The sequence below is a fragment of the Roseibium sp. QJM3NY_11 genome, from assembly GCF_056173175.1.
The window spans coordinates 4103559-4115994 of the sequence record NZ_CM149660.1 but is presented as its reverse complement, the minus strand read 5'-3'; the positions used below and the strand labels follow the sequence as shown (position 1 = coordinate 4115994).

Here is a 12436-nt window from a genome sequence, read left to right as displayed (position 1 = left end):
GACCGGTGCGCGGTCTTCGGAAGGTTGCAAGAAGCATCAAAACAGCGTCTGCGGCTTTTCGGGAATTCCGCAAAATCAAGAACATAACGGAACTCCCGTCTTGAATTTCGTCGTATTCGAGGGAGGACGTCATGAATTTGAGACCAGATCCGAGTTTTTACCCAACCGCGCGCATGGCAATGGAAGCGCCGGCGGAAAAACTGGCCTTTACCCTGATGCTCAGTCCGGATTTCTCGCACCCGGACGGTCTCGCCGTTGTCAATGTCGACCCGGAGAGCCCCGACTACAGCAAGATCGTGCACACCGTTCTCATGCCGAACAAGGGAGATGAGTTCCATCATTTCGGCTGGAATGCCTGTTCCTCTGCCCTGTCTCCGCTGACCGGACATGCCTTTCTCGAGCGCCGCTATCTGATCATTCCGGGCATCCGGTCATCGCGGATCTACGTCATTGACGTGAAAGAGCCCCTGAAGGCGAAAATTCACAAGATCATCGAACCGGAAGAGGTTTTCTCCAAGACCGGCTATTCCCGCCCGCACACGATCCATTGCGGCCCGGAAGGGATTTACGTATCGACGCTCGGTGGTGGTGGACCGGACGGCACGGACGGACCTCCCGGGATCTTCATCATGGACTGCGAAACCTTCGATATTCTCGGCCGCTACGAGATGGATCGCGGCATCCAGGACAAACACTATGATTTCTGGTGGAACCTGCCGCGCGACTACATGGTGTCGTCGGAATGGGGATTGCCGCCACAGTTCGAGAACGGCATCGTCGCGGAAGACCTTCTGTCCAACAAATACGGACACAAACTGCATTTCTGGGATTTGCGCGGACGGAAGAACATCCAGAGCATCGATCTGGGCGAAAATCACCAGATGGCTCTCGAGATCCGGCCCGCCCATGATCCGGCCAAGCAATTCGGGTTCTGTGGGGTCGTGGTCGATACGACCAATCTGCAGGGCGCGATCTTCACCTGGTGGCGCAACGACGATGGCACCTTCGAAGCCAAGAAGACCGTCACCATCGACCCCCAGCCTGCCGATCCCGCGGATCTGCCGGATCTCCTGAAGGGCTTCTCGGCCGTGCCGCCGCTGGTAACGGACATCGATCTGAGCCTGGACGACAGGTTTCTCTATGTGGCCTGCTGGGGTACGGGAGAAATGCACCAGTATGATGTGTCTGATCCGATGAACCCCAAGCTGGCCGGCAAGGTCGAGATCGGCGGGATCGTGAAAAAGACGCCGCATCCCAATGGACAGGCGTTCGGCTATGGACCGCAGATGGTCGAGATCAGCCGGGACGGTCAGCGGGTTTACTGGACCAACTCGCTCTATTCCACATGGGACGACCAGTTCTATCCGGGCGAGCGCGGTGCAGCCATGGTCATGGCACGGGCCGTGCCCGGTGGCGGGCTGTCACTGGATCCGGATTTCTGGGTGACCTTTCCAGACGGCTACCGCTCGCATCAGATCCGGCTCGAGGGTGGCGATTGTTCGACCGACAGTTTCTGCTTTCCGTCGGTCTAGACCTTGGACGAGATGAGCGTGGCGGCCCTGTGGTGGGCCGTCATTGCATCTGGTCTGTATCACGGACTGAACCCGGGCATGGGCTGGCCGCTGGCGGTGTCGGCCGCTCTCATGGAACAGCGGGTGCTGGCCCTGCCGCGCGCGCTGCTGGCGCTGGCGGCCGGCCATCTGGCGGCAATGCTGGTGATACTTCTCCCCTTTTCGGCGATGATCACGCTGGTGGCTCTGGAAAGGGAAATCCGTCTGGGGGCTGCCTTGCTGGTCATCGGGTTGGGAATTTACTTGCTCGTCAATACGCGCCATCCGCGCTTTCTGGCACGAATTTCACCGGCCAGACTTGGTCTCTGGTCGTTCCTGGTCGCCATTGCCCATGGCGCCGGGCTGATGCTCGTGCCGATCTATCTGGGCATTTGCGCGGTCAATGCGGATGCCGGGCACGACGCTGCGGGAACCCTGATGGCGGCAGATGTCCGCATGGCGCTGATCGTGGCTGCCGTTCATACCCTGGCCATGGCCGTTGCCGGCTGTCTGCTGGCCTTCGGGGTCTACTCCTGGCTCGGGCTTCGGTTCCTTCAGAAGGCCTGGTTCAACCTGGACCGTGTGTGGGCGGCAAGCCTTGTCGTCGTGGGCGTGTTTGCCCTGGCGCTGACCCTCCGGGTGTGATCCCGGAGGGCATTCGCACCGTGACGGCCAAAGGCGTGCCCGGCCGCGGTCGCTCAGTCGTGAGGCCGAGCGGCTAAATGCGCCTTGCCGGCAGGCGGTTGACCACAGGATTACTCGCCGCGCACGACATATACCGAGCATTTCGAATGGCGGACGACCCGGGCGGCGTTGGGCCCGAGCAGATATTCACTCAGATGAGGCTGATGCGCGCCGATGACGATCAGGTCGGCGCCGGTCTTCTTCGCCACTTCAAGGATTTCCTCGTAGATCGATCCGGTCGCCACGAGGTGGCGGATATCCTTGTTGCGCTCTTCACCGAGCACGGTTCCGACCTTCTCGGTAAGCTTTTTCCTCGTATCCTCGACCATCTGGCCCTGGAAGTTTTCGTCGAAATAGGAAGCCACCATGTTGATCCCGGCGCTGGGAACAACGGAGATGACGTCCAGTTGGGCATTCTCGAGGCGGGCGAGCTTGTCGGCAATCTGCAGCACCTTGGTATCGTGGTCCTGCTGCACGTCGACCGCGCACAATACGGATTTCGTCATGCCGTTACTCCTTCTTCACGGACAGCATTGCCGGCCCGGCTTTTCTGCAGCAGGTAGACGAGCAGCAGCAGCAGCAGACCCGGAATGAAGATCAGTTCCTTCGGCAACTGGTCGGCTTCGATATTCGCTTCTTTTACGATGACCGGGTCATCTCCGTAAAAGTCGAAATTGCCCAATTGCTCGAAATAGGGTGTTCCCGGGAAAGGTTCGTCGAGCTTCAGCACGCCGTCCTCGTCCAGAGTGGTCAGGCCGAGAGCGGTGAGCCGTGCCTCGCCTCCCGTTTCCGGTCCGGGGTTCAGGAGGATCCTGGTTTCGGTGATGTCGCCGGTATCGAAGTCGGGACCGCTCAGAACCATCCGGACTTCGCTTCCCTCCGGCGCGTCGCCGATGGCGGACACGATGTTCGCGGGCTGCACCGTTTCAAAGGGAGGCTGGATCAGGTTCATGAAGTAGTCCGGCCGGAACAGGACGAAAGCGATCAGCACCAGGGCGACGCTTTCGTAGATGCGGCTCTTGGTGACGAAGTGCCCCATGGTTCCGGCCGTGAACACCAGAATGGCGATCGTCGACACAATGAAGACCAGAATGCCCTGGGTCACCGTGACATCGATCAGCAGCAGGTCGGTGTTGAAGATGAACACGAAGGGCAGGGCGACTGTTCTCAGCGAATAGAAGAACGCGATGAACCCGGTCTTGATGGCATCGCCCCCCGACACCGCCGCGGCCGCGAAGGACGCCAGTCCCACCGGTGGCGTCACATCCGCCATGATGCCGAAATAGAACACGAACAGATGCACCGCGATCAGGGGCACGATCAGGCCCGACTGGGCGCCGAGTTCAACCACGACACCGGCCATGAGAGACGACACCACGATGTAGTTCGCGGTGGTCGGCAGGCCCATCCCCAGCACAAGCGACAGGATGCCGACGAAGATCAGCATCAGGATCAGGTTGCCGCCGGAGACGAACTCCACCAGGTCGGCCATCACCTGGCCGATCCCCGTGAGCGTGACCGTGCCGACGATCACGCCGGCCGTCGCGGTCGCAAGGCCGATGCCGATCATGTTGCGGGCACCGTCGATCATGCCGTTCAGCAGGTCGACGAAACCGGCCTTCGTGGCCTCGAAGGTTTCGCTTTCACCCCGGAACACGGTCTTGATCGGCCGCTGGGTCAGGAGGATCACGAACAGCAGCGCGGTTGCCCAGAAAGCGGACAGACCCGGAGACTTCTGCTCGATCATCAGGAAATAGACCAGTACGACGATCGGCAGCAGGTAATAGAGCCCGGCCTTGTAGATCTCGGGGATTTCCGGAAGTGTGACTTCCTTGGCGTTCGGGTCGTCCGGGTGCAGGTCGTCTACGGTGGAGGCCAGTTTCAGGAGCGCCAGATAGGCGGCGAACACCAGCAGGGCGAGCACCCAGCCGGCGCCTTCCGGAACCATGGCGACGACCCATCCGATCGGATACTGGATGCCGTAGCACAGCGCGGCGAACCCGGCGAAGAAGAAGAACATTCCCAGCACCGTGCGCAAGGTCGACACGGCCTTGTGGCCGATGACGGGCATGTTCCGCTTCACTGCCTCCAGATGCACGATATAGACCAGCGCGATATAGGAGATAACCGCGGGCAGGAAGGCATGCGTGATCACTTCCACGTAGGAAATGCCGACATATTCGACCATCAGGAAGGCGGCTGCCCCCATGACCGGCGGCATGATCTGGCCATTGACGGATGAGGCGACCTCAACGGAGCCGGCCTGCTCGGACGAGAAGCCGACCCGCTTCATCAGCGGAATGGTGAATGTGCCGGTCGTGACGACGTTGGCGATCGAGGAACCGGAAATCAGGCCGGTCGCGGCGGAGCCGACGACTGCGGCCTTTGCCGGGCCGCCCTTGAGGTGGCCGAGCGCACCGAAGGCCATCTTGATGAAATAGTTGCCGGCTCCGGCCTTGTCCAGCAGGGCCCCGAACAGGACAAACAGGAACACGAATTTGGTGGAGACGCCGAGGGCGATGCCGAACACGCCTTCCGACGTGATCCACATGTGGCTCATCGCCTTTTGCAGCGATGCCCCCTTCCAGCGAATGACTTCCGGAACCCATCCGGAAGATCCGAAAAAGACGTAGAGCAGGAAGACGGTGGCGACCAGGGCCATGGCGGGACCCAGAGCCCGGCGCGCGGCTTCGAACAGGACAATGATGCCGGCAAGCGCGAACCACTTGTCTGTATGATCGGCCAATCCGCCATTGGCGACGATCTTGTCATAGAAGAAGAAGCCGTACAGCGAGATGAAGGCGCCGAAGAACGCCAGAGCCCAGTCCTGGATCGGAATGCGGTGCCGTGGACTGCTCTTCAGGGCGGGGTAGGCCATGAAGGCCAGGAACATGGCAAAGGCCAGGTGCAATTGCCGGCTGTTGTTGATCAGGTCGGACGGCAGCACGTAGTAGACGATGGGAGAGGCAAGCAGCACCTGGTAACAGGACCAGGCCAGCGCAATGCCCGCGATCATGAGGCCGACGGGGCCGGCGGGGTTCCTTGATCCGGAATCGGAGGAGGCGACGAGTTCCTGAAGTTCCGCTTCGGACAGGCCTTGCCGCGTGTCCCGGCCGTTCGGCTGGTTCTGATCAGACATGAAGTTCCCCCGGTCTTCCGGCTGAAAGTCAGCGCCGGCGCTGTGCACAATAGGGTCCGGTCGGTTGTTGCCCGCCGGAACATGTTTTGTTCAAAATTTCATAGGCGCGCATCGGACAGGCTGTTTGGTCCTGCGTGCGAAAACGGGCCCGGTACAAGACCGGACCCGCATGTTGTCGTCAGGCTTAGTTGATCCAGCCCTGTTCCTTGTAGTATTTGGCTGCGCCCGGATGAAGCGGAGCGGACAGGCCGTCCTTGGCCATTTCTTCCGGCTTCAGGTTGGCAAATGCCGGATGCAGCTTCTTAAACGCATCAATGTTCTCGAAGACCGACTTCACCAGGACGTAGACGGTTTCCTCGGGGACGTTCGCCGAAGAGATGAAGGTGGCGCCGACGCCGAAGGTCTTGGTGTCTTCGTCATTGCCGCGGTACATGCCGCCCGGGATCGTCGCCGTACGGTAGTAGCTGTTCTCGTTCACCAACTTGTCGACCGCTGCTCCGTCGACGTTCACCAGAACGGAATCACATGCGGTGGTGGCTTCCTGGATGGAACCGGACGGGTGACCGACCGTGTAGACCATGGCATCGATCTGGTTGTCGCACAGGGCCGCGGACTGTTCGGCCGCTTTCAGTTCGGTCGCCTGGGTGAAATCATCGGTGGTCCAGCCCATGGCTTCCATCAGCACTTCCATCGTGCCGCGCTGACCCGAGCCCGGGTTGCCGATGTTGACGCGTTTGCCCTTCAGGTCGCTGAAGTTCTTGATGCCGCTGTCGGCGCGGGCAACCACGGTGAACGGCTCCGGATGCACGGAGAAGACAGCGCGCAGCTCTTCGAACGGACCCTTGTCCTCGAATTTCGAGGTGCCGTTGTAAGCATGATACTGCCAGTCTGACTGGGCCACGCCGAATTCAAGCTCGCCTTCGCGAACGGTGTTGATGTTGTAGACCGATCCACCGGTGGATTCGACCGAGCAGCGGATGCCGTGCTCCTTGCGGCCCTTGTTGACCAGACGGCAGATCGCGCCGCCCGTCGGGTAATAAACACCGGTCACACCGCCGGTCCCGATGGTGATGAACTCCTCCGCGGAGGCAGCGCCGGTGAATGCGATGCTGGTCGCCAGAACGGCGCCTGCAAGGTTCAGTTTCATCGTCATTTGACTAGGCTTCCCTCTTTTTATGAAACTCTTGAGTCAAGGTGTGGCTTTTCCCACCCTAGACATTTTCAAACTCGTCGAGCAAGCGGTTGTGCTTGTCAACGTCTCTGATCCGGGCTTCCGCTTCGGATCCGGCTCGCGCGACCAGCATGCCTGTGATGGTTTCGATAAGCACAAGCGTGGCCGCGTAAGATGAAAAAAAGTGTGGACTTTCAGTGCGTTGTATGAAGTGGAAGTCGGCGAACCGCAAGCCTGGAAACGCGTGGCTGTCGGTCAGCACGATGACCTTCGCACCGCGATCGGCGGCAACCTCGGCGGCGCGCACGGAGCGGTGGGCATAAGGGTGCTTGGAGATGATCACCACCGTATCGGCCGACGAGACCCCGGCCAGGGTGCTGCCGAGCGTGGCGCCGTTGCGGCCCGCCACGACCCAGCGGTCATCGAACCACTTGGCGAGATAGGCGAAATAATCGGTGAACCCGGCAGAGGCGAGGGCGCCGATCAGGACGATCTTGCGGGATGCCTCAAGGCATTCGACGGCAGCTTCAAGGGTGGCGGGATCGATGTCGTCGACAAGGGCCTTGATGTTGTCGATACACGCCGACACCTGACGTGGCAGCAGGGGCTGGCCGGCATCCGATTGCAGCCGCCTCGCCTTGTTCTGGAAAGTGTCGTCTCCCCTCCGGCTGAGTTCCGCCCGTGCCTGCTCGCGCAAGGTCTCGTAATCCGGGTAGCCGAGGGCCCGCGCAAGCCGGGTATAGCTCGCTGGCGAAACTCCGCTCGCCGATGCCACGGCACGCAGGCTGCGTGTGGCAATTTCGACCTGGTTTTCAGCTACATAGTCGGCCGCGATGCGCAATGTCTCGCTGAGATCGGTGTAATTGGCCGAAATTGCGGATTTGAGCTGTGGCGGCGAAATGGTTTCCATAGGGTTACTGTTTCATTTGTCTTTCGCCTTGTCAATTTTTGAAACAAATGTTTCGCCGTCAAGAAATCCCGAGAAGAACCCGACGTAAGTCCGGTGCGTGCTGCCGTCTGGTGACCTTCGCCAATCCGGATGATTGCCGAGGAGTCCGGGCCATTTGAGCGTATTTGCAATGATAAAAATACACGTATAAATTGAATCTTTTTAGCATGTACACTTTATGGTTTAAATAGTGTTACAATCCATTGGGGAGACTGGGCTTTTCCATTTGTTGGAGTAGGGAAGGATTAAGATCATGACTGTTTTCAGAACCAATGCGCTGGTGTCCGGTGTGCTCTCGCTGGTCTTAAGCGGGCCCGCCTTCGCGGGCGGTTATTTCGAGGTCGAACCGGGTGTCGATATCTATTACGAGGACCAGGGATCGGGGCAGCCGATCGTGCTGGTGCCCGGATGGACATTCACAACCGAGGTTTTCGAACACCAACTCGCGGCTTTTTCGAAAACCAACCGGGTGATCGCCTTCGACCCGCGCAGCCACGGCCGGTCCACGGTGACGATGGAAGGCAACAACTACGTCACCCAGGGTGCGGACCTTGGCAGCCTGCTCGACTATCTGAAGGTCGAAAAACCTGTGCTGGTCGGCTGGTCGTTCGGATGTCTGGCGACGTGGGAGTTCATCAAGGTCCGGTCGACAGACGCGGCCTCCGCGCATATGTGCATCGATCTGTCGCCGACACCCCTGACCGGCAGGGACGGTGACTGGGCCGAGGGCAGCGTGTCCGAAATCGCCGAGTTCTACGGCGGTGTGCAGACCGCCGAAGGGCACCGCGATGTCATCAACTGGTATGCCGATGAAATCATGATCGAGCAGGACTACACGCCCGATCTCGAGCGCTGGATCGTCGACCAGTCGACACAGTCACCGCCCTGGGTGGCAGCGGCCTATCTCGCGGCGGGCAATTTCAGCAACTACCTGGAAACCGCAAGGGAGGTGGATGCGCGCATGCCGTCGTCCTTCGTGATCGCCGATCACTGGGCGGACACCGCGAAGGCCTACCTTGCCAAACACACGCCGAACAGCAACGTCCATGCCTTTGGCGGTCACATGATGTTCTGGGAGTATCCGGAGAAATTCAATCCGATCCTGTCCGGATTCATCGCACGGATCGAATAGGCTTGCAGAGTTTGGTCCGGTGCCGGCACGCGGCCGACACCGGACCGGTCACATGCCGCTCAGCACGTTTGAAGCGTGTAGACGGCGAACAGGCCGTCCGGGTCCGTATCCGCGTCCAGAATGCGCCAGCCGCCCTGGCCGGCAATGGCGGAAAAGGCCTCCGGGCTGTACTTGTGAGAATTCTCCGTGTGGATCGTCTCGCCCCGGACGAAGGAGATGTCTTTGCCGGCAATCGTCACAGTCTGGGCCTTGAGGCTCTCCAGATGCATCTCGACACGGCTTTCCGGGGCGTTCCAGACCGCCTTGTGCGTAAAGGCGGCCAGGTCGAAATCCGCATCCAGCTCCCGGTTGATCCGCTGGAGCAGGTTCTGGTTGAAAGCCGCCGTGATCCCGGCGGGATCGTCATAGGCCTCCAGGAGAACGTCTTCCGCCTTGGGCCGGTCGACACCGGCGATCAGCGTCGCACCCGGCATGGCCTCACGGATGTTGCGCAACAGCCGCGCGGCTTCGGCCGTTTCGAAGTTGCCGATGGTGGAGCCGGGAAAGAACACGAGCACCGGCAACTCCGGCAACAGCGGCAGTTTGCCGAACGGCTGGGTGAAATCGGCTGCGACCGGGATCACGGCAAGCGACGGATAGGCCCGGCGCACCCGCTCGGCGGCGGCTTTCAGGTGGTTGGCCGAAATATCGATCGGCATATAGACCGACAGATCCTGGAAGGCATCGAGCAGCAGGTCGGTTTTGCGGCTCGAGCCGCTGCCGAGTTCCACCATGGCACCGCGTGCGCCCGGCAGACGCCGGTATTTCGCGGCATTTTTCTTGAGGATCTCCAGTTCCGTGCGTGTTGGATAATAGGCGTCGAGCTCGGTGATCGCTTCGAACAGATGCGAACCGACATCGTCGTAGAGCCACTTGCTGGAGATCGTCTTGCGCTCGCGCGTCAGGCCATCAAGGATGTCCTCGCGGAAAATCTGCACCTGTTCGTCGGGAATTGCATGTTTGGTCATTGATCGCCCGCCAGTCTGAGGCCCAGCATCTGCCAGCGCTGGTGTGGATAAAAGAAGGTGCGGTAGGACGCGCGCATCTGGCGTTGCGGCGTGGCGCAGGAACCGCCGCGCAGGACCATCTGGTTCACCATGAACTTGCCGTTGTATTCGCCGATCGCGCCCTCAGGCGGCGTGAAGCCGGGATAGGGGGAGAACGCGCTGGAGGTCCATTGCCAGACATCGCCCCACAGGCCGGGCCGGCGGCCGACCGGAACCAGTGCGCCGCTGTCCAGAAAATTTCCCTGGATACGGGTCGCCGCGGCGGCAGCCTCCCATTCGGCTTCCGTGGGCAGACGGTGCCCGGCCCAGCGGGCGAAGGCGTTAGCCTCGTAGTAGCTGACATGCACCACGGGGGCGGCAAGGTCGACCGGCCGCGGTCCCTGAAGCGTGAAGGTCCACCACGCGTCGTCCTGACGCCACCAGTAGAGCGGGCTGTCCCAGCGGTTTTGCTCCTTCACGGCCCAGCCTTCCATCAGCCAGAGCGTCTGGTCGGTGTAGCCGCCGTCTTCCATGAAGGCGATCCATTCGCCGTTGGTGACCGGACGGTCGGCAAGCCGGTAGGGCTCCAGCCAGACCTTGTGGCGCGGACCTTCGCAATCATAGGCGAAGCCCGTGCCGTCATGACCGATCTCGAGCAGGCCGCCGTCGTGACAGGTCCAGCCGGGCGTGCTGACCGCACTGACCTGGGCAGGGCTAGGGGCGCGATAGGCGGGCAGCAGGGGATTGTAGGAAAAGGCGTTGAGAAGATCGGTGACCAGCAGTTCCTGGTGCTGCATCTCGTGATGGCAGCCAAGCGTGATCAACTCGTCGAGCCGGTCTCCCTCCAGTTCGAACGCGTCCCGGTCAAGACCGTCGCGAAGGGCGTCCTCCACATGGGCACGGTAGCTCAATACGTCGGGAACGGACGGTCTGGACAGAAGCCCGCGCCTGGACCTTGTGTGCCTGGGGCCGGCCTGGACGTAGTAGGAGTTGAACAGCAATGCGAAGCGGTCGTCCCTGGGCTGGTAGCCCGGAAGCGAGGGCTTCAGGATGAACTCCTCGAAAAACCAGGTCGTGTGCGCCAGATGCCATTTGGGAGGGCTGGCATCCTCCATCGATTGCAGGCCCATGTCTTCGTCACTCAGGGGAGCGGCGAGAGCGAGCGATTGCGCCCGCGTCGCCTCGAACAGGTCTGAAGCGGACGCTTCCCGTGACGGTTCCGTCCGTCCGTCCAATAGTGTCATCTTGATCCCTCCACGCGGGCGCCGGCTGTGCCTCCAGCCGGACCGTTGAGTGCCACCAGGTTGCCTGAAGGTAGGAGCGGAGGCCGGATTTCCAATGCAGGGAATTGCACCGCCAGCGTGCATAAATGCGCTGCCGGACACCTTGAACCCAATGTGTTTACGATTTTAAACATTGTTTTGTTTTTGCTCAATTTGGCTTTCTATGGATGGTAAATGCGCAAGTGATTGAAATTATGCGCAATCGGCTTTTCGCACCCTTGCGCCGGTCAGGGAGCAGGGTGCCGGAACCTTAAAAAAGCCCTCCTGACAGCGGAGCGTCAGGAGGGCTTTGATCCCGACTTCACATTGATGTGAGGACGTGCCGATCGAGTTTTTCGCGGCCGGATTTCGAGGAGGGCGGCAGGCATCGGCGCGCGAGGTTGCCTTGTGGGCCGGTTTGATGGCACAGCTTGTTTCCAGAACAACAAATCGACACGGAGCGGCGCGATTAAGCGGAACCAGCTCCGGGAGGACGCCGCATGCTCGATATCAAGGGATCCATCCCCGCGCTCGTCACGCCTTTCAGGGACGGCAAGGTGGACTGGGAGGCGCTCGAGCGTCTTGTCGAATGGCACATTGCGGAAGGCAGTGACGGTCTTGTGGCCGTGGGCACCACCGGCGAAAGCCCGACCGTCGCCAAAGACGAGCACAAGGACATCATCAGGCGCGTGGTCGGCCAGGTCCGTGGTCGCATTCCGGTAATCGCCGGCACCGGTTCCAACGCCACCGCCCAGTCGCTCGACATGCTTCTGGCTGCCGAAGCCGCCGGCGCCGACGCGGCGTTGATCGTCACGCCCTACTACAACAAGCCGAACCAGGCGGGGCTTTTGGCGCACTACCGGGTTCTTCACGACAGCAGCAATCTGCCGATCATCCTTTACAACATTCCCGGCCGCAGCGTGATCGACATTCTGCCCGACACAATGGCCGAACTGGCGCGCTGGCCGAGGATTATCGGCGTCAAGGATGCCACCGGCAGCATGGAACGGGTCAGCCGGCAGCGCGCCCTGTGCGGCAAGTCCTTCATCCAGCTCAGTGCGGAAGACGCCGCCGCGCTCGGCTTCAACGCCCATGGCGGCCGGGGCTGCATCTCCGTCACCGCCAACGTGGCCCCGCGCCTGTGCGCCGAATTCCAGAAGGCTTCCCTGGCCGAGGACCTGGAACGGGCCCGGGACTGCCAGGACCGCCTTCTGCCGCTTCATTCGGCGGTCTTCCTGGAGCCGCCGGCGGCTTGCGTGAAATACGCGCTCTCCCGCCTGGGCCATTGCCTGGAGGACACCCGGCTGCCGCTGACGCCCGTGACCGGCGAAACCAGGCAGGCGATCGACCGGGCGATGGAGATTGCGGGCCTCCTCAGGTAACAAACGGTCCGATTGCCGGGCAGAAGGCCGCACACCAGCCGGTCAAGTTGGGTGGCGGAGCCATTTTCAAGCCGTTGCGGACCCCTGTGCGCCTGCAGATGACCCTTCGGGAACCTCATTTTGTGATGTTCGTCACACTTTG

The 12436-nt window shown here is 61.0% G+C and carries 10 protein-coding genes; 4 read left to right on the top strand and 6 right to left on the bottom strand.

The genetic code is table 11. From position 1 onward, the window contains the following. Positions 1–131 precede the first annotated feature (131 nt). Both AC0VX3_RS18850 and AC0VX3_RS18845 read left to right on the top strand, forming a co-directional pair. Positions 132–1532 carry a selenium-binding protein SBP56-related protein gene (locus AC0VX3_RS18850; protein WP_475521799.1) on the top strand — a complete coding sequence of 467 codons (1401 nt, stop codon included), beginning with the start codon at positions 132–134 and terminating at the stop codon, positions 1530–1532. A 12-nt stretch (positions 1533–1544) separates the two neighbouring features. Beyond that, entirely contained in the window at positions 1545–2195 is a 651-nt protein-coding gene (locus tag AC0VX3_RS18845) for a hypothetical protein (protein ID WP_475525205.1), read from the top strand. Positions 2196–2305: 110 nt separating this feature from the next. Here AC0VX3_RS18845 and AC0VX3_RS18840 read toward each other — a convergent pair whose 3' ends face one another. The 4 genes from AC0VX3_RS18840 to AC0VX3_RS18825 all read right to left on the bottom strand — a co-directional run bounded on the left by AC0VX3_RS18840 (position 2306) and on the right by AC0VX3_RS18825 (position 7454). After that, positions 2306–2740: a universal stress protein gene (locus AC0VX3_RS18840; RefSeq protein ID WP_342893990.1), complete on the bottom strand. Its 435-nt coding sequence runs from the start codon at positions 2738–2740 to the stop codon at positions 2306–2308. After that, entirely contained in the window at positions 2737–5373 is a 2637-nt protein-coding gene (locus tag AC0VX3_RS18835; protein WP_475521798.1) for a TRAP transporter permease, read from the bottom strand. The genes AC0VX3_RS18840 and AC0VX3_RS18835 overlap by 4 nt, the downstream gene beginning before the upstream one ends. 184 nt (positions 5374–5557) lie before the next feature. Beyond that, positions 5558–6526, bottom strand: a complete 969-nt coding sequence (locus tag AC0VX3_RS18830; protein WP_475521797.1) for a TAXI family TRAP transporter solute-binding subunit — start codon at positions 6524–6526, stop codon at positions 5558–5560. A 58-nt stretch (positions 6527–6584) separates the two neighbouring features. Further along, positions 6585–7454, bottom strand: coding sequence for a MurR/RpiR family transcriptional regulator (locus AC0VX3_RS18825; protein WP_475521796.1), 870 nt, complete (start codon positions 7452–7454; stop codon positions 6585–6587). Positions 7455–7746: 292 nt separating this feature from the next. Here AC0VX3_RS18825 and AC0VX3_RS18820 point away from each other — a divergent pair, with 292 nt between their 5' ends. Beyond that, positions 7747–8625 carry an alpha/beta fold hydrolase gene (locus AC0VX3_RS18820; protein ID WP_475521795.1) on the top strand — a complete coding sequence of 293 codons (879 nt, stop codon included), beginning with the start codon at positions 7747–7749 and terminating at the stop codon, positions 8623–8625. Between the two features lie 59 nt (positions 8626–8684). On the opposite strand, the gene egtD is transcribed toward AC0VX3_RS18820, so the two are convergent. Continuing rightward, the gene (gene egtD, locus AC0VX3_RS18815; RefSeq protein WP_475521794.1) at positions 8685–9632 is read right to left on the bottom strand and encodes an L-histidine N(alpha)-methyltransferase; all 948 of its coding nucleotides are present in this window, start codon (positions 9630–9632) and stop codon (positions 8685–8687) included. Next, positions 9629–10894 carry an ergothioneine biosynthesis protein EgtB gene (gene egtB, locus AC0VX3_RS18810; protein ID WP_475521793.1) on the bottom strand — a complete coding sequence of 422 codons (1266 nt, stop codon included), beginning with the start codon at positions 10892–10894 and terminating at the stop codon, positions 9629–9631. The genes egtD and egtB overlap by 4 nt, the downstream gene beginning before the upstream one ends. Before the next feature lie 518 nt (positions 10895–11412). Here egtB and dapA point away from each other — a divergent pair. Beyond that, positions 11413–12294: a 4-hydroxy-tetrahydrodipicolinate synthase gene (gene dapA, locus AC0VX3_RS18805; RefSeq protein WP_475521792.1), complete on the top strand. Its 882-nt coding sequence runs from the start codon at positions 11413–11415 to the stop codon at positions 12292–12294. The last annotated feature ends 142 nt before the right edge of the window (positions 12295–12436 follow it).